The organism is Streptomyces cinereospinus (genome assembly GCF_042430725.1).
In the GTDB taxonomy this organism is placed as follows: Bacteria; Actinomycetota; Actinomycetes; order Streptomycetales; family Streptomycetaceae; genus Streptomyces; species Streptomyces cinereospinus.
Genome location: NZ_JBHMCY010000048.1, coordinates 1 through 25408 on the forward strand (window position 1 = coordinate 1; position 25408 = coordinate 25408).

At 72.1% G+C, this 25408-nt stretch carries 19 protein-coding genes and 3 pseudogenes; 17 read left to right on the forward strand and 5 right to left on the reverse strand.

Annotation, left to right across the window (positions count from 1 at the left end):
* The first annotated feature begins 304 nt into the window (after positions 1-304).
* From ACFF45_RS23125 to ACFF45_RS23165, 9 genes and pseudogenes are all read left to right on the forward strand, one after another.
* Complete coding sequence (locus ACFF45_RS23125) at positions 305-508, forward strand: hypothetical protein (protein ID WP_381348353.1); 204 nt, start codon at positions 305-307, stop codon at positions 506-508.
* 743 nt (positions 509-1251) lie between these two features.
* Positions 1252-1386 (forward strand): annotated as a pseudogene (locus ACFF45_RS23130) (sulfite exporter TauE/SafE family protein); the annotation flags it as partial.
* 423 nt (positions 1387-1809) lie between these two features.
* Positions 1810-1902, forward strand: coding sequence for a putative leader peptide (locus ACFF45_RS23135; RefSeq protein ID WP_381348354.1), 93 nt, complete (start codon positions 1810-1812; stop codon positions 1900-1902).
* A gap of 159 nt (positions 1903-2061) precedes the next feature.
* Positions 2062-3105, forward strand: coding sequence for an ABC transporter substrate-binding protein (locus tag ACFF45_RS23140; RefSeq protein WP_381348355.1), 1044 nt, complete (start codon positions 2062-2064; stop codon positions 3103-3105).
* Positions 3106-3107: 2 nt separating this feature from the next.
* The gene (locus ACFF45_RS23145) at positions 3108-3959 is read left to right on the forward strand and encodes an ABC transporter ATP-binding protein (RefSeq protein ID WP_381348356.1); all 852 of its coding nucleotides are present in this window, start codon (positions 3108-3110) and stop codon (positions 3957-3959) included.
* Positions 3956-4990 carry an ABC transporter permease gene (locus ACFF45_RS23150; protein ID WP_381348357.1) on the forward strand — a complete coding sequence of 345 codons (1035 nt, stop codon included), beginning with the start codon at positions 3956-3958 and terminating at the stop codon, positions 4988-4990. Before ACFF45_RS23145 ends, ACFF45_RS23150 begins: the two co-directional genes overlap by 4 nt.
* 90 nt (positions 4991-5080) lie before the next feature.
* Entirely contained in the window at positions 5081-6436 is a 1356-nt protein-coding gene (locus ACFF45_RS23155; protein ID WP_381348358.1) for an LLM class flavin-dependent oxidoreductase, read from the forward strand.
* The gene (locus tag ACFF45_RS23160; protein WP_381348359.1) at positions 6433-6738 is read left to right on the forward strand and encodes a hypothetical protein; all 306 of its coding nucleotides are present in this window, start codon (positions 6433-6435) and stop codon (positions 6736-6738) included. Before ACFF45_RS23155 ends, ACFF45_RS23160 begins: the two co-directional genes overlap by 4 nt.
* Positions 6739-6984: 246 nt before the next feature.
* Positions 6985-7884: a TauD/TfdA dioxygenase family protein gene (locus ACFF45_RS23165; protein WP_381348360.1), complete on the forward strand. Its 900-nt coding sequence runs from the start codon at positions 6985-6987 to the stop codon at positions 7882-7884.
* A 181-nt stretch (positions 7885-8065) separates the two neighbouring features.
* Here ACFF45_RS23165 and ACFF45_RS23170 read toward each other — a convergent pair.
* A pseudogene (locus tag ACFF45_RS23170) lies at positions 8066-8152 on the reverse strand (IS5/IS1182 family transposase); the annotation flags it as partial.
* A 455-nt stretch (positions 8153-8607) separates the two neighbouring features.
* Between ACFF45_RS23170 and ACFF45_RS23175 the strand changes: the two are divergent.
* Together ACFF45_RS23175 and ACFF45_RS23180 are read left to right on the forward strand one after the other, a co-directional pair.
* Positions 8608-11037, forward strand: a complete 2430-nt coding sequence (locus ACFF45_RS23175; protein WP_381348361.1) for a GH92 family glycosyl hydrolase — start codon at positions 8608-8610, stop codon at positions 11035-11037.
* A 425-nt stretch (positions 11038-11462) separates the two neighbouring features.
* Positions 11463-11748, forward strand: a pseudogene (locus tag ACFF45_RS23180) (transposase); the annotation flags it as partial.
* Between the two features lie 63 nt (positions 11749-11811).
* Here ACFF45_RS23180 and ACFF45_RS23185 read toward each other — a convergent pair.
* Positions 11812-12561, reverse strand: a complete 750-nt coding sequence (locus ACFF45_RS23185) for a class I SAM-dependent DNA methyltransferase (protein WP_381348393.1) — start codon at positions 12559-12561, stop codon at positions 11812-11814.
* A gap of 972 nt (positions 12562-13533) precedes the next feature.
* Here ACFF45_RS23185 and ACFF45_RS23190 point away from each other — a divergent pair.
* Together ACFF45_RS23190 and ACFF45_RS23195 are read left to right on the forward strand one after the other, a co-directional pair.
* Entirely contained in the window at positions 13534-13938 is a 405-nt protein-coding gene (locus ACFF45_RS23190; RefSeq protein WP_381348362.1) for a hypothetical protein, read from the forward strand.
* Positions 13939-14003: 65 nt separating this feature from the next.
* Positions 14004-16523: a ricin-type beta-trefoil lectin domain protein gene (locus ACFF45_RS23195; protein WP_381348394.1), complete on the forward strand. Its 2520-nt coding sequence runs from the start codon at positions 14004-14006 to the stop codon at positions 16521-16523.
* A 223-nt stretch (positions 16524-16746) separates the two neighbouring features.
* On the opposite strand, the gene ACFF45_RS23200 is transcribed toward ACFF45_RS23195, so the two are convergent.
* Together ACFF45_RS23200 and ACFF45_RS23205 are read right to left on the reverse strand one after the other, a co-directional pair.
* On the reverse strand, positions 16747-18066 hold the full coding sequence (locus tag ACFF45_RS23200) for an MFS transporter (RefSeq protein WP_381348363.1): 1320 nt from the start codon (positions 18064-18066) through the stop codon (positions 16747-16749).
* Positions 18067-18330: 264 nt separating this feature from the next.
* Positions 18331-19101, reverse strand: coding sequence for a DeoR/GlpR family DNA-binding transcription regulator (locus ACFF45_RS23205; RefSeq protein ID WP_381348395.1), 771 nt, complete (start codon positions 19099-19101; stop codon positions 18331-18333).
* A gap of 253 nt (positions 19102-19354) precedes the next feature.
* Here ACFF45_RS23205 and ACFF45_RS23210 point away from each other — a divergent pair, with 253 nt between their 5' ends.
* The 4 genes from ACFF45_RS23210 to ACFF45_RS23225 are packed head-to-tail and all read left to right on the forward strand — an operon-like array spanning position 19355 to position 24049.
* Positions 19355-20866: an FGGY-family carbohydrate kinase gene (locus ACFF45_RS23210; protein ID WP_381348364.1), complete on the forward strand. Its 1512-nt coding sequence runs from the start codon at positions 19355-19357 to the stop codon at positions 20864-20866.
* A complete protein-coding gene (locus ACFF45_RS23215; protein ID WP_381348365.1) occupies positions 20859-22346 on the forward strand; it encodes an FGGY-family carbohydrate kinase in 1488 nt (495 codons plus the stop codon). The genes ACFF45_RS23210 and ACFF45_RS23215 overlap by 8 nt, the downstream gene beginning before the upstream one ends.
* On the forward strand, positions 22343-22975 hold the full coding sequence (locus ACFF45_RS23220) for a histidine phosphatase family protein (protein WP_381348366.1): 633 nt from the start codon (positions 22343-22345) through the stop codon (positions 22973-22975). Before ACFF45_RS23215 ends, ACFF45_RS23220 begins: the two co-directional genes overlap by 4 nt.
* Before the next feature lie 24 nt (positions 22976-22999).
* Complete coding sequence (locus tag ACFF45_RS23225; RefSeq protein ID WP_381348367.1) at positions 23000-24049, forward strand: 2-hydroxyacid dehydrogenase; 1050 nt, start codon at positions 23000-23002, stop codon at positions 24047-24049.
* Positions 24050-24558: 509 nt separating this feature from the next.
* Here the strand turns inward: ACFF45_RS23225 and ACFF45_RS23230 are convergent.
* Positions 24559-25308 (reverse strand): IclR family transcriptional regulator, encoded by a 750-nt coding sequence (locus ACFF45_RS23230; protein ID WP_381348368.1) that lies wholly within the window; start codon positions 25306-25308, stop codon positions 24559-24561.
* Positions 25309-25408 lie beyond the last annotated feature (100 nt).

The window sequence follows — 25408 nt, forward strand, 5'->3', positions numbered from 1 at the left end:
GTACCCGTTCCCAGCCGGGTCCGCGACAAGATCGCGAAGTCAGACTGGAGTACTAAGCGCTTCATCGATCCGGTAGTCCGGAGAAAGAAAGAATCGGATCCCCAGGATGAATTCCAACTCGATCCTCACGCTCCCCCAGGTCCTTCCACCCAGCCAGAACCGGCACGCGATCCCCCGCCACCTGGCGGTCTCTCGGCACCCAGTACGTACGCCAACTCGGCACGCATCCACCCCTGCTCGATCCGCTTCAACACGTCGATCCAACAGGGAAGACGACGCAGGGGACGACCCGGCCACGGACCCCGTGGCCGGGGAGCAGGCAGGCAAGGCCCGGACCGGCGAGGCGTCCCCGCTGCGCGAGGCGGGACCGCTGACGCTCCGGACGCCGGCCGGGACCGCCAAGGAACTGGTGCTCGACGGTCGGCAGGCCCACACCACCGGGGTCCTGGTCGCCGGCGGTCTCGCCGTGTGGGAGGACACGGGTGCCCCACCCGTCGCGGTGTGGTGATCGACGTTCGATGCCGACGCCTTCGGCCAGCGGCTCGCGGCCGGCGGCAGCGTGGAGTTCGACGACGTTGCGGTGGGTACCGACGACGAGTTCGGTTACCCGTCCCCGGACGAGGACCTGCGGTCGCCGCGGGCCGCCCTGGCAGCTCCGGTCGGGCGGCTCCTCTCCGCCCGGCTCCTTCTCGGCGTGGCCGAGCAAGCGCTCGCCGAAGCCCGTGATCACAGCAGGACGGGCCACGCGCCCTGGCACCCCGCCTGGCCGGCCGGCACTCCGCACGGCCGGCAGGTGCGGACCGCCTACGGAGAACTCACCGCCCTCACCCGCTCTGCGTCCGCACGCACCGATCAAGCACTCGAAGCCGTGCGAGGCGGACGTGAGCGCGGCGAAGACCACACCCACGACGAGTACGCGGTGTCGCCGCCCTCGGGGCACGGCCGAAACCGCCGCGGCCGTCGCCGCCCTCGGGGCCACGGCTTGACCCGCCGCGTCCGGCGGGGCGCAGGAGTCCACCACCCGCGCCTTCGACGTCATCCGCGCCCGCTCCGCCTCCACGCGGCTGGGTGTCGACCGGTTCTGGCGCGATGCCCGCACTCACACCTCGCAGGAGCCTGTCGTCCACCGGCTCCGCGCTGCCGGGGAGTACGTCCTCAACGGCGCCCGCCCTCCGTTCGTCCTGCCCGCCCGACCGGGAGGCGGGGGCCACGGCGGCGACACCGGCCGGACGTGCGCATCGCAGGCCCGCGGTGACATGGTCGACGGGGCTGACCGCTCTGGCCGTCGGCCCGCTCACAGCGGTGGTGACCGCGCAGGCGGGAGTGTCGGGTGCGGTGTTCCCGCTGCCCGTCCAGTTGAGCGTCCTCGGGGTGCCCGGCCCGGCGGGCGCACCTTGGCGCGCGTGACCGGGGCGCCGCGGCGCTGCACGCGACCGCCCCGGAGGCCGGGCGGGGACCCACCGATGTGCTGTTCAACGGGGTGGCCGGGCCCGGCGCCCCGCTGCGCCACTACCGCGGGGGCCTGCCGCACAGCTGATGGCGGCTGCCTCGGGACACACCTGCACCCTCGTCTGCCCGAGACGGCCCTGCGTCCGCTGCTCGCCGCTCCGGCCACCGTCCTCGGTGCCCTCTGCACCGCGCAGTCACTGCGCTGACGGCGGTGGCGGCGCACACGCCAGTCACCACCGCCACCGCCCATCCAGAGAAATGTGAACGCCGCACTTCCTGCGCATGTCGGACCGTTGAGAACGTGAAACGCATACGCAAGCGACATTGACCTGGCTGGATATCGCTGCAACTCTCGTGACTGTGAGCAAGTCCGAGATCCTCGCCGCCCGCCTGCACGTCGATCTGCGACGCCAGGCCAGCGCCATCTGTGCCGTCGGTCGCTGCACCTACTGACCGGCACAGCTCACTTCGCTCCCCTGCACAGCCGGCTTGTGCGCAAGCCGCTGTTCTCACAGATGTCGGCGTTCCTCATAGCCCTTTTCGCCGAAGTCTCTTTTCGGCCGATCGACGTCTGCACTTCCTCTGACCCAATTCTCTGAACAGGACCCTTCCATGGTCACGACGGCATCGACCCGACGTCACTTCCTCACCCTGCTCGGTCTTTCGGCGGTGTCGGTGAGTTGCGGCACGACCGCGTCCGGAGCACCGGCCGCCAAGGACCAGACCAAGACGCTGAGATATCAGGGCTGGGCCGGTCAGGTCACGTTGCCCGAACTGGCCGCGGATCTCGGCTACCTGGAGGACGTGAAGCTGGAGTGGGTCGGCAACACGATCAGCGGACCGCAGGACATCCAGTCCGCGGCCACGGGTCAGGTCGACTTCGGCGGCGCGTTCAACGGCGCGGTCGTCAAGCTGGCCGCCAACAACGCTCCGGTCAAGGCCGTCATCAGTTACTACGGCGCCGACAGGTACGCCTACAACGGCTTCTACGTCCTCACGGACAGCCCGATCCGCTCGGCCCGGGACCTGATCGGCAAGAAGGTCGGGATGAACACCCTCGGCGCCCACTCCGAGGCCATGCTCGACATCTACCTTCAGCGGGGCGGCCTGTCCCAGGCGGACATCGACAAGGTCGAGCCGCTCGTGGTGCCGCCGGTCAACACCGCGCAGTCCCTGCGCCAGAAGCAGATCGACGTGGCCGTACTCGGCGGCATCCTGCGCGACAAGGCCCTGGAGACCGGCGGCATCCGCCCACTGTTCACGGACTACCAGCTGCTCGGCGCGTTCAGCGCCGGCACGTACGTGATGACGGACCGCTTCCTGAACGAGAACCCCGACACGGCACGGACCTTCGTCACCGCCGTGGGGCGGGCCATCGAGTGGTCCCGTTCCACTCCGCACGAGGAAGTCGTCGACCGGATGACGGAGATCGTGCAGAAGCGCGGCCGCAACGAGGACACCGCACCGCTGCAGTTCTGGCGGTCGTACGGCGTCGCCGAGAGGGCGGGCCGGATCACCGGCAAGGAACTCCAGTTGTGGATCGACTGGCTGGCCGAGCGGGGCGACATCAAGAAGGGCCAGGTCACGCTGTCGGACCTCTATACCAATGAGTTCAACGAGTACGAGACGTCCTCCACCGCGAAGAACGGGAGCTGATCATGCCGGAAACCACCGCGCGCTCCACGGCGCCCAGGATCGTGTTCGAGGACGTACGAAAGGACTTCACCGTCAAGGACCGGACGGGGGCCGGGCAGCGGGCCACCCGGTTCACCGCCCTGGACGGCATCGACCTGGAGATAGCGGACGGCGAGTTCGTCGTCCTGGTCGGTCCCAGCGGCTGCGGAAAGTCGACGCTGCTGGAGCTGCTCGGCGGCCTCACCCGGCCCACCGGCGGGCGGATCCTGCTGGACGGCGAACCCGTCACCGGCCCGGGCCTGGACCGGGGCGTCGTGTTCCAGCAGTACGCACTGCTGCCGTGGCGCACGGCACAGGGCAACGTCGAGTTCGGCCTGGAGGCCACCGGCGTCCCACGGCGCCAACGTGCGGCACGCGCCCGGGAGTTCCTGGATCTGGTCGGCCTGTCGGGGTTCGAGGAACGGCATCCGCACGAGCTGTCGGGCGGGATGCGGCAGCGGGTGGCGATCGCCCGCAGTCTCGCCTACGACCCCGACGTCCTGCTGATGGACGAGCCGTTCGCCGCGCTGGACGCCCAGACCCGGGAGTCGCTCCAGGACGAACTGCTGCGCATCTGGCAGCGCACCGGCAAGACCGTCGTCTTCATCACCCACGGCATCGACGAGGCCGTCTACCTGGGACAGCGCGTCGCCGTCATGACGTCCAGGCCCGGCCGGATCAAGCAGATCGTGCCGGTCGCGCTCGGCTCCCGTACGGCGACGGACGACCTCCGCTCCAGTCCCGAGTTCGCACGTCACCGCCGTGAGATCTGGTCGCTGCTGCACGACGAGGTGACCAGGGCCCAGCAGTTGGAGAAGGAGGAGGCCTCCGTATGAGTTCCACGACCGGCACGACCGAAGAGAAGGCCGGCGCGACCCACGGGACCGACGCGACGAACACCACGGACACGACGGACACGACGAACACCGTTCAGGCGCCTTCCCTCACCGCATCCGCCGAGTCCGCCGAGCCCGTCACGTCCACTGAGCCCGCCTCGTCCGCCGCTGCCACGCGCGACGCCTCGTCGCACCCGGACGCACGCCGGGCCCTCCCGCCCACGGCCCGTGTCCACCGGACGGCGCTGCGGACGGTGCGCCGGCTGCCGTACCTGCTGCTCAAGGGGGCGACCAGGTCCGCGGCCATCGTGGGTCTGCTCCTGCTGTGGGAGATCGCGCCCCGCGCCGGTCTGGTGGACCGGACCTTCCTGCCGCCGTTCAGCGAGGTCGCCGACGCCTGGTGGGGGCTCGCCACAGACGGTCAGCTCGCCGACAACGCACGCGCCAGCCTGGCGCGCTCGTTCAGCGGATTCGGTGTCGCCGTAGCCGTCGCCGTCCCGCTGGGGCTGCTGATCGGCTGGTACCGGCCCGTCGCCGACCTCCTCGGACCGCTGCTGGAGGTGTTCCGCAACACCGCGGCGCTGGCCCTGCTGCCGGTGTTCGTCCTGCTGTTGGGCATCGGCGAGACCTCGAAGATATCCATCGTGGTGTACGCGTGCACCTGGCCGATCCTGCTCAACACCATCAGCGCGGTCCGCCACGTCGATCCGACCCTGCTGAAGCTGGCGAAGTCGATGGACCTGTCCGCGCCCCGGCTGTTCCAGAAGGTGATCCTGCCGGCCTCGGCGCCGGTGATGTTCACCGGCATCCGGCTGGCCGGAGCGGTGTCGATCCTGGTGCTGGTCGCCGCCGAGATGATCGGCGCCAAGGCGGGCCTCGGCTATCTGATCAATGCCTCGCAGTACAACTTCGCGATCCCGCAGATGTACGCGGGCATCGTCACGATCTCCGCCGTCGGCGTGCTCTTCAACCAGTTCCTGGTGACCGTCGAGCGGCGGCTCAGCTCCTGGCGCGTACCCGCGGGCAACTGACCCGCCCGGCCCTCGCCCCTCCCCTCGCCGCCCCCTCCCCTCCTCCCCCTCTCACCCGCTCCTCCCGCTGCCCCAGATCCGAGGAACCCCATGACCGCGCCCAGACCCCGTCAGCTGCATCTCAACGCTTTCCTGATGAACGCCGGCCACCACGACGCCGCCTGGCGGCATCCGCGCACCCAGCCCGAACGTGTCACCGACCTGCGCTACTTCCAGCACCTCGCACGCACCGCCGAGCGCGGCCTGCTCGACTCCGTCTTCCTCGCCGACGGACTGGCCCTGTGGGGCAAGGTCCGCCACAACGCGCTCGGCGGCTTCGAACCGCTCACCCTGCTGTCGGCCCTGGCGGCGGTCACCGAGCACGTGGGCCTGATCGCCACCGTCTCCACCACCTTCAACGAGCCCTTCCACACCGCCCGCAAGTTCGCCTCCCTGGACCACATCAGCGGCGGCCGGGCCGGCTGGAACATCGTCACCTCCGGCACCGTGAACGAGGCCCGCAACTTCGGGCAGGACGAGCACCTGGAGCACGCGCTGCGCTACGAGCGGGCGCGCGAGTTCGTCGAGGTCGCCACCAAGCTGTGGGACAGCTGGGAGGACGACGCCGTCCTGCTCGACCGTGAGCGCGGCATCTACGCCGACACCGACAAGGTGCGGGAGATCAACCATCGCGGGGAGTACTTCGCGGTGCAGGGCCCCCTGAACGTACCGCGCACCCCGCAGGGCCACCCGCTGCTGGTGCAGGCCGGTTCGTCGGAGGACGGCAAGGAGTTCGCCGCCCAGTACGCCGAGGCCGTCTTCACCGCCCAGCAGACACTCAGCGACGGCCAGGCCTTCTACAAGGACGTCAAGGCCCGGCTCGCCCGCCACGGCCGCACCGGGGACCAGTTGCTGGTGCTTCCCGGCATCGCGCCCGTCATCGGCTCCACGGAGGCCGAGGCCCGCGCACTGGAGCAGGAGCTGACGGACCTCCAGGTCCCGGAGTACGGGCTGGCCCAGCTGTCCGGGATGCTCGGCACCGATCTGAGCGGACTGCCGCTGGACGGGCCACTGCCCGAGCTGCCCGAGGAACGGGACATCAACGGCAACAAGAGCCGCTTCACGCTCGTCGCCGAACTCGCCCGCCGTGACGGCCTCACCCTGCGTGAGCTCATCGCCCGCCTCGGCGCCGGACGCGGCCACCGCGTCTTCGCCGGCACTCCCGAGCAGACAGCCGACGAGATCGAGCAGTGGTTCACCGAGGGCGCCGCCGACGGCTTCAACATCATGCCGCCGCTTCTGCCGGGCGGCCTGGAGGACTTCGTCGATCACGTCGTACCGATCCTGCAACGGCGCGGGCTGTTCCGCACCGAGTACACCGGCCGCACCCTGCGCGAGAACTACGGCCTGGCCCGCCCCGCCAACCGGCTGACCGCGACAGCCACCGCGGGGGAGGTGGCCGTGTGACCGGTCTCCGCCTCATCACGGGCGTCCCGGTGGCCGGCGGCGGCCCCGCCGCCGGAGGCCTGGCGGCCGCGGCCGGAACCGGGCTCCGGCCCACCGGGGCGGCGGGTCCGGCCGGCGGCTTCCACGAGGTCGTCACCGCGGTCCAGGCCGGGGTGCCGCCGTACGGGAGGAACCACCTGCGCCCCGGTGACCGGCTCACCGCCTCGCCGAGGCCCTCGACAGCGTCTGGCGGCAGTCAGTCGCGCGCCTCCCTGCACGCCGGGGGCGGGCACACCGTACGGGCGGGGCAAGCGGTCCGCTGACCCCAGGTCCGGGACGCGGAATACCTGGACCGTGCGGGGCTGCCCGGCCGCTACCGCCGGCACGTCGGCCGGGGACGGGGCCGCACAACCGGCCCGCTGCGGGTCATCCGCCCTCCCCTCAGTCCGCCGGGGACCAGGTGGACCTCACCGGCCATCACGTCCTGACCACCCGACCGGTCACTTCCCCGACCGATGCCTCCGACCGATCACATCCCGACCGATCACCCCTCGAAAGGACACCCGCGCATGACCACCAGCACCGAGTTCGACATCCGCAGGATCGGCGGTCGTATCGGCGCCGAGATCCTCGGCGTCGATCTCTCCTCCGACCTCGACCCCGCCGTCGTCACCGAGATCAACTCCGCTCTCCTGGAACACAAGGCGCTCGTCTTCCGCGACCAGCACCTCGACGACGCGGGCCAGCTCCGCTTCGCCTCCCTCTTCGGCCAGCTGACCACCGCGCACCCGACGGTCCCCTCCGTCGACGGCCGGCCGCAGATCCTGCCGGTCGACGGCGACGAGGGGATCCGCGCCAACCAGTGGCACACCGACGTCACCTTCGTCCGTACGCCCCCGAAGGCCTCCACGCTGCGCAGCATCGTGGTCCCGCCCTACGGCGGCAACACGCTCATCGCCAACTCGGCCGCCGCGTACCGGGATCTGCCCGAGCCGCTGCGGGAGCTGGCGGACAGGTTGTGGGCGGTGCACACCAACGACTACGACTACGCCGCCCCGAAGAGCGAGAAGGCGGCCGAGTACCGCAGGCGGTTCGTCTCACGGACGTACCGCACCGCCCACCCGGTCGTCCGCGTTCACCCCGAGACCAAGGAGCGCGGGCTGTTCATCGGCGGCTTCGCCCAGAGCATCGTGGGCCTCGGCCCGTCCGACTCCCGTGACCTGCTGCGCATCTTCCAGTCGTACGTCACGCGCCCCGAGAACATCGTGCGCGTGGCCTGGACGCCCGGCGACCTCGTCCTGTTCGACAACCGCATCACCCAGCACTACGCCCCCGACGACTACGGCGATCTGCCGCGCCTGCTGCACCGGGTGACCGTCGCGGGCGACGTCCCGGCCGGTGTCGACGGCACGCTCAGCCGCATCATCGAGGGCGACGACGCCGCCCACTACACCCCGGCCGCGGCCTGAGCACCGCACCCGCCACGCGCGGCCGCCGGGCGGGGACACGCCCTCCCGCCCGGCGGCCTGCCCGTAACGTTGCCAGTCGACGAGTCCGCGGTGGCTGATGAGGGGTGCGGCGATGCCGGCGAAGGCGAGGACTGGTTCAGCCTTGCGCCAGCAAGCGGTGCAGGTGTCGACAGCCGGCAGGCCAGGACACCGTCCTCCCGACGACCCAGCGGTGACGGCCGAGCCACCGTGAGGACTCGGTCCCCTGGCGGGCGACGCGGTGACGGATGCGCACCGCGCTGCCCAGCCGCACCGGGGCAGCGGCGAGGGACAGGCCGAGACCGGTTCCGCCGACGGTGCGCCACCGGTTGCCGGGCAGCCGGACGCGTCCACACCCTTGACCGGCCTGCCCGTCGTCAGCATCGCGCCGCCCCCGCCGCAGGGCGGAACACCCCGCCGTACGGCGCGGTGCGCGGGATCGAGGACCTGGTACACGTCGGGCAGTTGCGGCAGCGGCAGGCGATTCCCGTACCGGCAACATCCCCTCCGTGACGCGCGCAGCGGCACGCTCCCGGCGTGCCGTTCACCCCTCCTTCACTCCGTCGACGCCGGTGGCTCTTCCTTCCCACGGCGCGGCTTCCTAGCCTCTGGCCAGGGCCGACTGCCTCGCGCACGGTTCGCCGTCGGGCAAGGCCCGCACCACCTGCCCCTCCACCGGTCCCTCGTCGAAAGGCCGTTCACCGCATGCGCCTGTCACGGCTGCGCACAGCAAGACGTTCCGGCACCCGAACCATGGCGGCCCTGGTCACCACGGCACTCGTCGCGATCGGGTCCGCCCCGGTCGCGGACGCGTACTCCGCCGCCGCACCGCTGTCCTCCCTCGTCGATCCGCTGATCGGCTCCTCCAACGGTGGCAACACCTATCCGGGCGCCACCCTCCCGCAAGGCATGATCGCCTGGTCGCCGACCAGCACGACGGGCGACCAGACGAGCACCGGTGCGGCCAATGGCTACCACTACGGCACGACCCGCGTCCGCGGTCTGAGCCTGACCCACGTCAACGGCGCCGGCTGCAACCCCGGCGCCGCGGGCGACGTACCGATCATGCCGTTCGTCGGGGACGTGACCTCCTCGCCCTCCGCCGACACCAGAGACGCGGTGTACGCCGCCGACTTCTCGCACGACGACGAGAAGGCCGTGCCGGGCCGCTACACCCTGGGGCTGAAGTCCGGCGCCCGGGCGGATCTCGCCGTCAGCTCCCGCGCCGGCGTCGCGGACTTCACGTTCCCCCGCGGCAGCTCCGCCAACCTGCTCTTCCGCGTCTCCAACTCCCTCAACGGCAGCGAGGACGCACACGTCGACATCGACGCCGCGCACCGCAAGGTGACCGGCTGGGTGCTCACCGGCGCGTTCTGCGGCCGCCGCGCCAACGGCGGGACCAACAACCGCAAGAGCTACTACAAGCTGTACTTCAGCGCCTCCTTCGACCGGGCCTTCTCCTCGGTGGGCACCTGGAAGGACGGCACCCTCTCCCCCGGCTCCACCACCGCCTCCGGCGGTGAGGGCTACGCCACGGGCGCCGACCGCGCCGGGCGCGGCTCCGGCGGCTACGTCGGCTTCGACACCAGCGCTGACAACGATGTCCACATGCGGCTCGGCATCTCGTACGTGAGCCTCAAGGGCGCCGAGGGCAATCTCCGCGAGGAAATCGCGCCGCGCGCGAGCGTCGCGGACGTGGCCGAGGCCGGCGCGCGGGCCTGGGACAGGGAACTGGGCACCGTACGCGTCCAGGGCGGCACGACCGCCCGCCGCACCGCCTTCTACACAGCTCTCTACCACGCGCTCATGCAGCCGAACCTGGTCAGCGACACCGACGGCCGGTACTACGGCATGGACGGCGTCGTGCACCGGCTGGCGCGCGGGCAGAGAGCCCAGTACAGCAACTTCTCCGGCTGGGACCAGTACCGCGCCCAGATCCAGTTGCTGGCCCTGCTCAGGCCCACCGTGGCGGGTGACTTCGCCCAGTCCCTGTACAACTTCGCACAGCAGAACGGCGGCGTCTGGGACCGCTGGGTGCACATCAGCGGCGCCACTCACGTCATGACGGGCGACCCCTCGGCGGCGACGCTGGCCACCTTCTACGCCATGGGCGTGCGCAACTTCGACTACGCGGGTGCCTTCGACTCGCTGGTGCAGCAGGCGACCGTACCGCATCCGGACGGGCTCTCGGACGCCGGCTGCCCGGGCCAGTGCGAGGGCCAACGCCCGAACCTGGCCCAGTACCTGGACTCGCGCTACGCCGCCCAGGACGTGTGCCACTGCTGGGGCGGAGCCGCCGAGACGCTGGAGGACGCCGTCGCCGACTCCGCGCTCGGCCGGTGGGCGAGGCTCCTCGGACGGGACGCGCCGGCCGAGGAGTTCACCGCACGCGGCGCCTACTGGCGCAACGTCTACAACCCCGGCGCCACGGCCGGCGCCGGGTACGTCCAGGCACGCAACCTCGACGGTTCGTGGGTGACGCCGTTCGATCCGGGCAGCGACCGCGGCTTCGCCCAGGGCACCAGCGCGACCTACACCTGGATGGTGCCGCAGGACGTGCAGGGCCTGGCCGCCGCCATGGGCGGCCGGGAGACCGCGGCCGCCCGTCTGGACGGCTTCTTCCACAAGGCCGACGGCTCCTGGTCGGTCCGCGGCGGCGACCCGCTGCGCTACGACCCCACCAACGAGCCCGGCATCCACGCCCCCTGGCTCTACAACGCCCTGGGGCAGCCCTGGAAGACGCAGGCCACCGTGCGGCAGATCGTCGACACCGTGTACGGAACCGGGCCCTCGGGGCTGCCGGGCAACGACGACCTCGGAACCATGTCCGCCTGGTACGTCTTCGCCACGCTCGGTGTCTACCCCCAGACGCCGGGCAGCGCGAACCTGCTGCTGGGCGCTCCCGTCTTCACGTCGGCAGTCCTGGACCGGCCGGGCGGCAAGGACATCGTCATCAGCGCTCCCGACGCCGGCGACACGCACGTGTACGTCGACGCCGTACGCCACGACGGCTCCACGCTGGACCAGTCGTGGGTGGGCGCGGGCCTGACGCTGGACGGTGGCAGGCTCGACTTCGACCTCGCCGGGCAGCCGAACACCTCGTGGGCGACGGACCCGGGCACGCTGCCCGGGTGACGCCCGTCCGGACCGTGCCCCTCCCAGGTCACATCTGATGATCGCCGCGTACGTCGGGGGGGAGTTGCCGGAGCGCCTCGGGAACGGACAGCTCCGCCGCCGGGTGTTGACGGCCGCGGGCGGCCGCGGCGGTATCACCGGCACGTACCGAACGGCGTGCTGCGGCGGCCGGGGACCGGGGCGCTCCGGCGGGGTCCCCCGAGCGCCGTCGCCCGTGACGGACGGCCAGCGCAGGCTTCGCCCGCTGGAGCGCGACGGGACCTGGGCGTGCTGGAGCACGTCCAGGTCCGCGACGGCCGGACCGCCGCCCTGCCTCATCACGGCTCCTTCGGTTCGAAGTTCCGCTCTCCCCGGTCCGCCCGTTTCCGGAGCGGGCCGGGGAAAGCCGTCGAGGGTCAGGAGGTCCGTACTGACGGCCGACCAGGGAAACGCACCTCGCGACCGACGGCGGGTGCCGGCCACCGGCGTTCGTTCTCACCGCCGGACGGGCCGGCGACACACCCGCCTTCTCCGAGGTGATGGCCCGCCTGCGCGCTCCCCGCCGCCGGGGCGGCCCCGTAGCGGGCCGGACATGGTCCTGGCCGACAAGGCGTACGCCTTGCGCGCGATCCGGGACCATCTACGCTGGCGCGGTATCCGCGCGGTGATCCCGTCCCAAAACGGGCCGACCAGCGGGTCAACCGGACGCGGCGGGGACGAGCCGGTTGGCGGACCGCCACCATCCACCTCGCCGGACTGCACATCACCGGCCTCATCTTCTGGTCCGCCGGCTGATCAGAGAGCGACGGAACCGTCGAACGGCTTCTGCCACACAGAGACGTGAGACCGGCTGGTGGCGGTGAAAGGGGTCTTTGCCCAGTCGGCCCACCGCTCGGACAGGCGCAGGCCGGCAAGCTGCGCCATCAGGTCGAGCTCGGAGGGCCAGACGTAGCGGTGAGGCGACAGGAAGGTGGAGCCTCGGCCGTCGACGATGGTGTAGTGATGGGAGACCACCTGCTGATTCAGCAGGTCGTACGTGTCGAAACCGACGTGCTGGTCGCCGATGTGAAAAGGCCGTGCGGTCTCACCCGGCGGCAGCCGTTGCAGTTCGGGGACGAAGACCTCGATCACGAAACGGCCCCCGGGTTCCAGGTGCCTGGCCGCGTTGCGGAAGCAGGCGACTTGCTCCTCCTGCGAGAGCAGACAGGTGATGGCGTTGTAGACCAGGTAGACAAGGCTGAACACGCCAGGAACCTGGGACGTCGTCATGTCTCCGATGGTCACGGCCACGTCGTCGCCGCCGGGCTTCTTGCCCAGTTCCTGAGCCATGGGCTGCGACTTCTCGATGCCGACGACACGAACGCCTCGCGCGCTCAGCGGAAGAGCAACGCGTCCCGTGCCGACCGCGAACTCCAGCGCCGGGTGTCTGCCCACTCTGCGTTCCAGGAAGGCGACTGCGGGGCTCAGGACTTCGGGCTTGTACATGTGTGCGGATGACTCGTCGTAGTCTTTCGCGACCTGCTCGTTCCACACGTCCGCATCCATAACGATGAAGGCTGCCACGTCACCATCGGGGGGGGCCAACCAGTTGTTCCCCGTCGAACGCGGTGGGCCGGGCCCGGCCCGGCCGCCGGGGTGAGGATCTCAACGCGTTCAGGCCCCCTGCCGCCGGCACGGGACCGCGTGGACGCCGACACGTCACCCCCTCCGCCACCGGGGGCCGTCACCTACGACGCCGTCGACGCGGACGACCGGAGGATCGTCGGCGGCCGGCTGCGACGACCGCTCGGACACCGCACCGACGTGAGCGGGACCGGATGGCCGCGAGTCGTACGCCATGCCCGCGTCGGGCCTGCGACGCGGTCGGCCCACGGTCAGGCGGGGCGCCCGCACCGGCTGGTGGGGCAGGGCGCTCTGCGCTCGCCGGGCTCATGGCCATGGCCCGGCGGGGCTTCGCCGTACCGAATGAGTCCACGCACCCGCACGGACTCGGCCACCACACCTCAGCCAATGGCCGGCGGCCTTCCCGGAGGCAGCACTCACAGCAACCTGAAGCACGGGGCCGACCCCGTCCCCCGGCCGGGTCTCGAACAGAGCGATCTCGTCGCGCGGGCCGTCGGGCAGCAGCGCTGATCCGCTTCCACCTGATACGCGGTGCCACGTCCCGTCGGACCGCCGGTGCCTGCCGCCCCCGTGGCACATCCACCGTCGCAGCACCTCAGAGCGGACCAGCGGCATGACCAGGCCGGTCACCACGCTGCGCCGACGAGCTCCCCTCTTGGCGCCGCCCAGCGCCGCCGTCGCCAGTCTTGACGGGTACCTGCCCCTTGGCTACTTTCGGAGAGCGCTCTCCCACATCCGAGTCTTTTCCATCTACTGATCATCTGCCGCCCAGCGGTCCCGTGATGGCGGCCGACAACGATGTCAGAAGCGCTTCCCTTCGTCCTCGTCCGACAGGACAGTCGCTGCGTCGGGCCGGCTGCCGCGTGCCCCTACTACGTGTCGTGAGGGTGGGCCATGACCAGCTACTTCGCGGGTACCGCCAGGGCGTTGGCAGCCGTGCTCGGTGCCGTCCGGGCGGACGGTGCGCCAAGGGGCGTCCGCATCGCCCCGGCGCAGGCCACCGCTGCGGCACCCGTGGTGCCGACGGCCACCGGCCGGCTGCGCGCGTTGATCGGCCCGATCCGGAGGGATCAAGCCCCGGTGGCCACCGGCGGTGCCGTCCGGTCCGGCATCGCCGGCCCATGCCCGGACGACGCCATGGAACCCCGTCCGGCTGTGCTGCCGGGCGGCACCGCCACCGGCTGCCACCTGTACGCCGACGCCGGCGGGTGGTCCGACGCCGACGCGGACCGGCACACATCGGTGCCGATCACTTTGACCGGCACTCACTCCGGCTTGAGGAGAACCACGTGTTTCTAGTGCTGCAACGGGCCCGATCGAAAGCGTTCGGATGGGGCTGCGCGGTGACCGTCACCGCTCTGCTGATGTCCCTGTTCGTCACGAGCCAGGCCCCCGCGGCCCACGCCGCCGCGTTCGTACCGAAGACACCTCCGCTGACGACGCCGTGGACGGACCAGGTGCCCGTCGACCATCCGCTGCCGGAGTATCCGCGGCCGCAGCTGACCCGCCCGGACTGGCGGAGCCTCAACGGCGTGTGGGACTTCCGGCAGACGGCCGCCGGCGCCGGCCCGCCCGGCGACTACAGCGAGGCCATCCGCGTCCCCTACCCCGTGGAGTCGGCGCTGTCGGGCATCATGCGGCATCCCACCGCCAACGACCGGATCTGGTATCGCCGGACCTTCACGGTCCCGGCGGACTGGGCCGGCCGCCGCGTCCAGCTGAACTTCGGCGCGGTGGACTTCTCCACCACCGTGTGGGTCAACGGGACCCAGGTCGGAACCCACACCGGCGGCTACGACGCCTTCGGATTCGACATCACCTCGGCCCTGGTCACCGGCGGCACGAACACCGTCGTCGTCGGGGTCCACGACGCGACGGACGCCCCCCAGCCGCGCGGCAAGCAGACCCACGATCCCGGCGGCATCAAGTACACCGCCACCAGCGGCATCTGGCAGACGGTGTGGCTGGAGCCCACCCCCACCGCCCGCATCACCCGGCTCGACATGACCCCTGACCTGCCGTCCGGCACCCTGCGGATCATCCCGCGCGCCGTCAACGCCGCCGGCCGGTCGGCCCGGGTCACCGTCTCGGCCGGCGGGACGGTCGTCGGCACCGCCACCGGGGCGGTCGGATCGACGATCGCGGTCCCGGTGCCCAACGCCCGCCTGTGGTCACCCGACGACCCCTTCCTCTACGACGTCAGGGTCGACCTGCTGGACGGTGGCGGCGCGGTGGCGGACACGGTCGGCTCCTACGCCGGCATGCGGTCCGTCTCCATCGGCATGGTCAACGGCACCATGCGCACCCTGCTCAACGGCAGGCCCGTCTTCATGAACGGCGTACTGGACCAGGGGTACTGGCCGGACGGCAACATGACCGCCCCCACGGACGAGGCGCTGCGCTGGGACCTTCAGGCCGAGAAGGCCATGGGCTTCAACACCGTGCGCAAGCACGTCAAGGTCGAGCCCATGCGCTGGTACTACTGGGCGGACCGGCTCGGACTGCTGGTGTGGCAGGACATGCCGTCCGGTGATGCCGACGGCACCGGACGGCAGGTGCACGAGGCCGGCCTGCGGTCCATGATCGACCAGCTGCGCAGCGCCCCCTCGGTCGTCATGTGGGTGGTCTTCAACGAGGGCTGGGGCCAGTACGACTCGGCCGGACAGGCCGATCTCGTCAAGAGCCTCGACCCGAGCCGGCTGGTCAACAACAACTCCGGCGGCAACGGCCAGTGCTGCGGCACCGACGGCGGCAACGGAGACGTCAGCGACAACCACATCTACCCGGGCCCCGGCGACACGCTGCCGCCGTCCGCCACCCGTGCCGCCGTCCTCGGCGAATACGGCGGCATCGGCAAGCGGATCAAGGACCACACCTGGCAGCCGGTCGCCGCCTCCGACACCAACGACGTGACGACCGAGTACGAGAGGATCGCCGCGCTGGTCAAGCAGCGGAAGGACGACTACGGCCTGTCCGGCGCCATCTACACCCAGCCCACCGACGTCGAGATGGAACTCAACGGGCTCTACACCTACGACCGGCGGGTGGCGAAGGTGGACATCGCACGGATGAAGGCCGCCAACGACAAGCTCGTCACCGGCGTGGGCGCCTTCCCGCCGATCGGGGCCACGATCACCGGTCCGGGCGGCAAGTGCGTGGACGTCGCCGCCGACGACACCGGGGGCAACGGCTCGAAGGTGCAACTGTGGGACTGCCAGAGCAGCGCCCGGGACCAGCACTACACCGCGGCCGGCGGGGCCCTGCGCACCCTGGGACGCTGCCTGGACATCACCGGCGCCAATCCGGCCCTCGGCACTCCCGTCCAGCTCTGGGACTGCAACGGCACCTGGGGCCAGCGCTGGGTGCCGCAGCCGGACGGCTCTCTGCGCAACCCGCAGTCGGGACGCTGCCTGGACTCCCCGAACGGCTCCACCGACAACGGAGCGGCCCTGCGCATCTGGGACTGCAACGGCACCGCCGCGCAGAACTACCAGTTCAACGGGGGCTGGACGGTGATCGGTCCGGGCGGCAAGTGCGTGGACGTCGCCGCCGACGACACCGGGGGCAACGGCTCGAAGGTGCAACTGTGGGACTGCCAGGACAGTGCCGAGGACCAGCACTACACCGCGGTCCGCGGGACCCTGCGCACCCTGGGACGCTGCCTGGACATCACCGGCGCCAATCCGGCCCTCGGCACTCCCGTCCAGCTCTGGGACTGCAACGGCACCTGGGGCCAGCAGTGGCTCCAGCAGGACGACGGCTCTCTGCGCAACCCGCAGTCGGGACGCTGCCTGGACTCCCCGAACGGCTCCACCGACAACGGAGCGGCCCTGCGCATCTGGGACTGCAACGGCACCGCCGCGCAGAAGTTCGTCCTGACCTGAGCCCCCGGACCGCACGCGGTGACGGCGGCCGGCCTGCCCGGCACGTCCACCACGTCAGTGCGCCGCCCGGCACCGGCAGGCCCGGTGCGGCCGCCGCGGGACCCACCCGCGGCCACCGGTGAATGAGGAACCCGCCAGGCCGGAACAGCCCGAAGGGCCGGGGCGCTGAGCGCCCCGGCCCTTCAGCGGCCCGGCCTGACCGCTGCCCGGCCTCGCGCGGCGGTCAGACCGTGGCGTCGGGCACGTCGGTGGTGAGGGCGACGGAGCGGGCGACGGCCGGTGTCCGCGGAGCTGCCGTCCGGGGCAGGGCGAGGAAGACGGTCAGGCCGGCGCTGGCCAGGTAGAGCAGGGCGAAGATCCACATCACGCCCTGGACGCCGAGCGGGCCGAGGAAGAGGCCCACGATGGCGGGACCGAGGAAGGCGCTGGCGCCGGCGCCGAGGTTGAGGGCGGACATGGCCTGGCCCTTGTGCTCGGGGGCCATCGAGGGCATGAGCGCGGACAGCGGCACGTAGCCCGCGAGGGTCGCGCCGAACAGGCAGACCAGGGCCAGGGCGAGCGGGTAGTTGTCGCCACCGGCCCGGGTGCCGTAGTAGAGCAGCAGCGTGGTGATGGCACAGCCCACACCGCCGAACCAGGCGACCGTGCGCTGCCAGCCGATGCGGTCGCCGACCAGGCCGAAGAGCAGGTTGAAGAAGATGTTCGTGGCGAACATCGCGGACAGCAGCTGGAGCCAGGACTGCAGCGAGAAGCCGAGCGTGTCGGTGAAGTACACCGGCAGGAAGACCAGGAAGCCGAACTGCGCCGCCGTGTTGATGGCCCGGACCAGCGCGCCGGTGCCGATGCGGGGACTGCGCCAGATGATGGTGAGCGAGCCGAGCAGCGTGGCCAGGGGCCGCTCCCCGGCGGGGACCAGCCGCCGCCGGCCGGTCGGTTCGCGCACCAGCAGCAGGGCGATCAGACCGCCGGCCAGCACCAGCGCCAGCGCTCCCCACAGCGTGGGGTACGGGCCGACCCAGGGCACGGTGAAGCTGGCGACCAGCGAGCCCAGGGTGGGCAGGCCGCCGGTGAAGGCGAACCAGAACCAGCCGACCGCCGAGCCCAGTCGCCGCTTGGGCGTCACAGCCGTCACCCACACCAGGAAGCCGTAGGCGAAGAGAGGGTAGCCGAAGCCGCGCAGGCCGTAAGTGATCATGAGGAGCGGCACGTTGCCGGAGGGCACCGCGACGAGGAACATCACCTGCAACGCCGCCCAGATGCCGAGGCCGAGCATCATCACCCGGCGCGGGCCCCACAGGTCCGACAGCGCGCCGGAGAACCAGGCCGCGATGCTGGCCGTCACGCCGTAGACGGTGAACAGCAGCGCCACCTGTTCCTTGGGCACTCCCTCGTCCAGCAGGTAGGGCGAGAGATAACCGGATTCCACACCGTCACCGATCATGAAGATCAGGAGCCCGAGAAATCCCCAGGAGAGGGCGGGAGGAATACCGACGCGGTCCAGAAGTCGTGTGACCGAATTCCTGGGCGATTGGGTGACAGACACGGCTCTTCACCTTCTTGCGGGGACGGGGCGGCTGAGTGCCGAAAGGTGTCACGATGAAAAGACCGCGGCGGGGAGGGGTCAATCCGTGTGCAGCAACACCTCGCGCCCCATGCCGGCCATGGTGTGAAGTCGCCTGGGCGGCCCCTGGGCCACCGCTGGCGTCCAGCTTCATCACCGCAGGTCAGCGAGGCGCCCTGGGACTGCCGTGTTCTGCCGTCCGGTGTGAAGTGGGTGTGATGTTCACGTGATCGTGTGACCGCGCTGTCACGGCGAGGCGACGGTGCGGACCCGTACCCCGCTGTCCCGCAGCCGCCGGACCTCGGCCGCGGGGGCGGCGTCGTCGACGAGCACCAGGTCGAAGTCGCTGAGCGAGGCGAGCGCGTACAGGCCCTGGTTGGCGAAACCGGTGTGATCGATGATCAGGACTCGGCGCGTGGCCGCCGCCATCATGGCGCGCTTGACCTGCACGGTCTCCGGTGACATGTGGTAGCAGCGCCCGCCGGTGACGGCCGTGGTGGACATGAACAGCACATCGGCGCGGTAGCTGTCGGCGCTCTGGGCGGTGTGCGGGCCCATGAAGGCGTCGTAGGCCGGGAAATAGGTGCCGCCCAGGGCGATCAGGGTGACGCCGGGTGCGTGGGCGAGGGCGGAGACCGCGGGCAGGGAGTGCGTGATGACCGTGATCGGCGTGTGCTCGGTGAGGTGCTGGGTCAAAGTCAGGCAGGTCGTGGAGTCGTCGATCATCACCACCTGGCCGGGCGCGAGCTCGTCGGCGGCGGCGCGGGCGAGCCGGTGCTTGGTCTGCGCCATCGTCGTCATGCGCTCGCTGACGCTGCCGTGGAACTGCGTCGAGGGCAGGCTGCTGGCCCCGCCGCGCACCTTGCGCAGCCAGCCCTGCGCCTGGAGCGCGTCGAGGTCCCGGTGCACGGTCATGACGCTGACGCCGAACCGCTGCGCGAGCTCGACGGTGCGCACGAAGCCCTCCTGGGTCACCAGCTCGCGCAGCCGCTGCCGGCGCTCCTCCTGGACGTCCATCCGCGCCACGGTCGGCGGCCTCCTCGCTGATGAGAACAAGAGCATGTGAAACTCACACGAACATAACATCAGCGGGGCCCTGCCGTGGCGGCCCGTCGAAGCGATCTCACACCTGCCCGGCCATCGGCGGCGCGATATTCACGGCGTCCGATTGACTCCGCCGAGGAGCAGGGGATTCCCTGAGCGTGCCGGGCGCCGAGCACGGTTCAGACCGGGCGGCGGGCGCCCTACGAGAAGGGCGGGTATTGCAGTCATGTCGGTCCTCACCATCGACGTCGGCACGTCACTCATCAAATCCGTCGTGTTCGACGGCGACGGCCGGGAATCGGCGGTTTCCCGCATCTCCACGGAGGTGCTGCGACCGCGCCCCGGCTGGGCGGAGCAGGACATGGACGCGGTGTGGAACGGGGTCGTGTTCACCGTGCGTGACGCGCTGTCCCGGCTGGGCCCGGACGCCGACCCGGTGTGGCTGGTGGCGATCACCGCACAGGGCGACGGCTGCTGGCTGGTGGACGGCGACGGCCGCCCCACCGGCCCGGCCGTCCTGTGGTCGGACGGGCGGGCCGGCGACCTCGTCACCCGCTGGTCGGACGACGGCGTGCTGGAGCGGGCCTTCCGCCGCAACGGGTCACTGACCTCCACCGGCATGCCCAACGCCGTTCTGAGCTGGCTGGCCGCGCACGATCCGGACCGCCTGGCGTCCTCCGCCACGGCACTGACCGCCGCCGGATGGCTCTTCCTCAAGCTCACCGGTGTCACCGCGATCGACGAGTCCGACGCGTCGGCCCCCTTCCTCGATCTGGCCACCGGCGCCTACGACCCGGAGCTGCTGGACCTGTTCGGCCTCACCTGGGCCGAGCGGCTGCTGCCACGGGTGCTGGGCGAGGACGAGCGGATCGCCGAGATCACCCACCGCACGGCCACGGAACTGGGCCTGCCCGCCGGACTTCCCGTGATCATGGCGCCGTACGACATCGCGGCCACCGCCCGCGGCGCCGGTGTGGTCGACCCGGGCCAGGCCTGCACCATCCTGGGCACCACGCTGTGCACCGAGATCGTCAGCCGCGAGGTCGACACCTCCGGCGAGCCGTGCGGCATCACCATCGCCTACCGGGGCCGCCGACGCGTACTGCGGGCGTTCCCCACCCTGGCCGGGACCGAGGTTCTCGACTGGGCCTGCCGCACTCTGGGCGTCGACGGCCCGGCCGCCCTGGGCGACCTGGCCTTCGGGGCCGGGTCCGGCGCGCGGGGACCGCTGTTCCTTCCGTACCTGTCCCCCGCCGGGGAACGGGCGCCGTTCCTGGACCCGCGGGCGCGGGGCAGCTTCTGGGGCCTGTCGCTGGAGCACACCCCCGCCGACATCGCCCGCGCCGTGTTCGAGGGCCTGTCCCTGGTCGTCCGCGACTGTCTGGGCGCCTCCCGTACCGAGGTGGGCGAACTGCGCCTGTGCGGCGGCGGCTCGGCCAGCGACGGCTGGTGCCAGCTGATCGCCGACGTCACCGGCGTGCCCACGGCACGCACCGCCGACGCCGAACTCGGCGCGAAGGGCGCCTTCCTGACCGGGCTGGTGCTGACCGGGGCCGAGCCGAGCATGCACGAGGCCGCGGCGAAGTACGTGCGTCCGCGTTCCCGCTGGGAGCCGGATCCGGCCCGTACCGCCCACTACGACCGGCTCTACGACGCCTTCCGCACCGCCCGGGACGCGGCCCGCTCGCTGGGCTGGACTCCGCTCGACACCCCCGACCCCGAGGCCGCTCATGTCTGACGCACTGTCCCCCGACGCCGTCCACCTCGGACTGGACCTGGGCACCCAGAGCGCCCGCGCGGTCGCCCTGGACGGCACCGGCCGCCTGCTGGCCGCCGCGTCCCGCCCGCTCACCGGCCGCCGGGACGGCGTGCGGCACGAGCAGGACCCGGAGCAGTGGTGGACCGCCGTGGCGGCCGCCTGCCGCGAGGCCCTGGCCGGCATCGACCCGCGGCGGGTGCGGGACCTGGCCGTCGACGCGACCTCCGGCACGGTCCTGCTCGCCGACGCCGCGGGCCGGCCCCTGACGGCCGGGCTGATGTACGACGACGGACGCGCCGCGGCGTACGCCGAGTCCGTCAACACGGTGGGCGCCGCGGTCTGGGAGAAGCTCGGTTACCGCAGCATGCAGCCGTCGTGGGCGCTGCCCAAGGCGCTGTGGCTGCTGGAGCACACCCCGCGTGCCGCGGGCACGCGACTGCTGCACCAGGCCGACCTGATCACCTGGCGGCTGGCCGGCCGGCCGGTGGCGACCGACGCCAGCCACGCTCTGAAAACCGGCTACGACCTGCTCGCCGAGGCGTGGCCGGAGGCGGAGCTGACCGCGCTGGGCGTTCCGCCGGACCTGCTGCCCGAGGTGGTGGCGCCCGGCACGGTGCTGGGGGAGGTGGCCGACGCGGCCGCCGCCACGACGGGCATCCCGGCCGGTACGCCGATCGTGGCCGGCATGACCGACGGCTGCGCCGCGCAGCTGGGCGCCGGGGCGCTGAGTCCGGGCGCGTGGAACTCCGTCCTGGGCACCACCCTGGTTCTCAAGGGCGCCGTCGAGCACGTGGTGCGCGATCCCGGCGGGGTGGTCTACTGCCACCGCGGGCCCGGCGGTACCTGGCTGCCCGGCGGCGCGTCCAGCAGCGGCGCGGGCATTCTCAGCCGCCGCTTCCCCGGTGCCGACCTGGCATCGCTGACCGAGCGGGCCGCGCGCACCGGCTCCACCGCCGTGACGTACCCGCTGGCGGCCGAGCGCGGCGAGCGCTTCCCGTTCCGTGCCCCCGACGCCGTACCGTTCACGCTCGGCGAGACCGCGGGCGACGCCGAGGCGTTCCACGCCTGTCTGCTCGGCGTGGCCTGCGTGGAACGGCTGTGCTTCGACCGCCTGGACCACCTGGGCGCCGACGTCTCCGGTCCGCTGACCATGACGGGCGGAGCGGTACGCAACCGCTACTGGACGCAGCTGCGCGTCGACGTGCTGGGCCGCCCGGCCGCCCTGCCGGAACAGGCGGAGAGCGCCGTCGGCATGGCGGTGCTGGCAGCCACCGCCGGCGGCGTGACGCTGCCGCAGGCCGCCGCCGCGATGGTCCGCACCGGCGCCGAACTGACCCCCGACCCCGCCCGCACCGCCCGACTGCTCCCTGTCTACCTGCGCTTCGTGGACGAACTGGCCGGGCGCGGGCTGCTGGAGCCGGGCATCGCGGCGCACGCGCACAGAAAGGCCGGACAGTGACCGACTTCGTCCTCGTACGCCACGGGGAGACCCCCTGGCACGCGGAGAACCGCTACGCGGGCCGCACCGACGTCCCGCTGACCGAGCGTGGGCGCCGGCAGGCCGCCGCACTCGGCGTGTGGGCGGGCGACCAGCGCTTGGACGCTGTGCTGTCCTCGCCGCTGCGCCGGGCCCGGCTCACCGCGGAGCCCGCGGCGGCCGCGCTCGGCCTGCCCGTCCGGGTCGACGAGCGGCTCTGCGAGGTGGACTTCGGGCGCGGCGAGGGGCTGACCCGCGCCGAGATGCGCGAACGCTTCCCCCGGGAACTGGCCGCCTTCCTCGCCGACCCCGTCACGCACCACCTGCCCGGTGGCGAGGATCCCGCCGCCGCGGCGGCCCGGGCACGGGACTGCCTGGCGAGGACCGCGGCACGATTCCCCGGCGGCCGCGTCCTGGTCGTCGCCCACTCCACCCTCGTACGGCTGCTGCTGTGCGACCTGCTGGGCATCCCGCTGGCCCGTTACCGCACGGTGTTCCCCGCGCTGGAGAACGGCGCGCTCACCGAGTTGCGGCTGCACGACGGCACGGCGGCACTGCTGCGGCTCAACGCGCCGGCCCAGGTGCCCTCGCTGCTCGCCACCACCGACTGACCCACCACCCACCGGAGTATCACCGTGTCCACCACCGTCCTCGCCGCCGGCGACCACTTCGTCCTGCCCGAACTGCTGGAGCAGGAACTGCGCGACGCCCTGCCGGGCGCCGATCCGGTCGTCCGCCGGCTCCGCCTGCCCTGGCCGCACACGCCGTTCGGGAGGATCGCCGAGGTCGACGAGGCGTCCGGCACCGAAGACCAGCTGATCGAGGCGCTGCAGGGGGTACGGATCTGCCTGACCCAGATGGCGCCGCTCACCGAGCGGATCCTGGCCGCCTGCCCCGACCTGGAACTGTTCTGCGTCAGCCGGGGCGGCCCGGTGAACGTCAACATGGCGGCCGCCACCCGGCACGGCGTCGCCGTCTCCTACGCCCCCGGCCGCAACGCCGTCGCCACCGCCGAGCACACGCTCGCCCTGATCCTGGCCGCCGCCCGCCGGATCGGCGACGTCCACACCGACCTGCGCGACGGCCGGTGGCGCGGCGACTACTACGACTACGCCAACTGCGGCATCGAGATCGACGGTGCCACCGTCGGCCTGGTCGGCTTCGGCGCGATCGGCTCCCGGGTGGCCCGGATCCTGGCGGCGATGGGCGCCACCGTACTGGTGCACGACCCGTACGTGAACCCGGAACTGCTGGCGGGCGTGGCCGAGCCGGTCACCCTGAAGGAGCTGCTGAGCCGCTCCCGGATCGTCTCCCTGCACGCGCGGGTGACCGACGAGACCCGGGGCATGATCGGCCCTGCGGAACTGGCCGCGATGCCGCGCGGTTCCGTGCTCGTCAACTGCGCCCGCGGCGCGCTCGTCGACTACGACGCGGTCTGCGACGCCCTGGACTCCGGGCAGCTCGCCGGAGCGGCCTGCGACGTCTTCCCCGTCGAACCGGTACCCGCCGGCTCCCGGCTGCTGTCGACGCCGGGCCTCGTCCTCACCCCGCACATCGCCGGTGCCAGCCGCGAGGTCGCCCACAAGGCCGCCCGTATCGTCGCGGGCGAGGCGGCCCGGTTCCTGCGCGGCGGCGCACCGGCCCTGCTCCACTGCGCGAACCCGGAGTCGGCCCGCCGCCACTGACTCCGGTGGGCGGCCTTCCGGCCGACCGGCCGGAGCCCCTGCGCGGCCGGAAGCACGTCGTGTCGGCTGGAGCAGCCCCACAGCCGGCCGGGCCGGCACCGGCTCCCCCGGACTGCCAGGTGTCCCGTCCGGGGCGAACCCACCTCAGGTGGCGGAGACGCGGTTCGAGACGCTCCGCGTGGGAACCGTCCGCCGACGTACTCGCGCCATCAGGTCTCTCCGCGCATGGATCGGGGTCCGGATCGCGCGTCGGGGCGCGGCCCGACGCGGTCCGCCGGCGGCCGGCCGGCCGCATCGGGCCCGACACCGCCCCGGCCGTCGCCGAGTCCGTGTACGCGGAGTTCAGGGCGTCCACGTACGCTCCGCCGCCGGCCGTGCGGGATGGTCCAGGCGGGACGGCTCGGCCGGAAGAGGGGAACGGCTCCTCCCCTGCCCGGACACGACCGCCGCCGGCCGGTCGTGACGTCCCGCGGCCGGAGCGGGAGGCCGGCCGCGCCCCCGGTTGCCGCTCACCGGCCGCCCTGCCCGGTCCGCAGCTGACGCGAGATGGCGCGGGCGGCCGCGCGCACGGCCGGCACGTAGGCCGCCGGATCGAACTGCGGACTCGGGGCGACCACGGACAGGGCCGCGACCACCCCGTCCTCGTCGCGCACGGGTGCGGCGGCCGTCGTACGCGGATTCTCCGGGCTGGGCCGCCGGGCCACCGCGTAGTCGCCCCTCCTGATCTCCGCGAGGCTGCGGCGCAGATCGTCGGCGGTGCGGATGGCGTCGCCGGCCTCACCGGGGACGAAGCCGGCCAGGGCTCGTTCCTGGACGTCGGCCGGCGCGTTCGCCAGGAGCACCAGGCCGACGCCGGTGGACACCAAGGGGATGCGGCCGCCGACGCGGAAGCGGATCGGGACGGCGTCGTGCGTCGAGAGCCGTTCCACCAGCAGGGCTTCGTCGTCGTTGCGCACGGCCAGCAGGACGTGATGGCCGGTAACGTGGAAGAGGTCCTCCATGAACGGCATCGCCACGGCCCGCAGCCCGTGTCCGCGCGGCGCCAGCGACGCGATCTCCAGCAGCCGCAGGCCCACGACGAAACGGCCGTCGTCGAGACGTTCCAAGGCGCCGACCTCGGTCAGCTGACGGGCGACACGCAGTGCCGTGCTGCGCGCCATGCCGGTCCGGCGGGTGAGCCCCGCCAACGGCTGTGCGCGATGCTCCGAGTCGAACGAGCCGAGCAGGGCGAACGCCCGCTCGATGAGCCCGTCGCCCACGGGAGCGCTCCTCGCCTGTCGGGGTGTTTCCCTGTCCGGGTCCGGCGCGGACCGGTCGGCTCTCATCATCACGTCCGTTCCACTCAGTGGCACAGAGGGT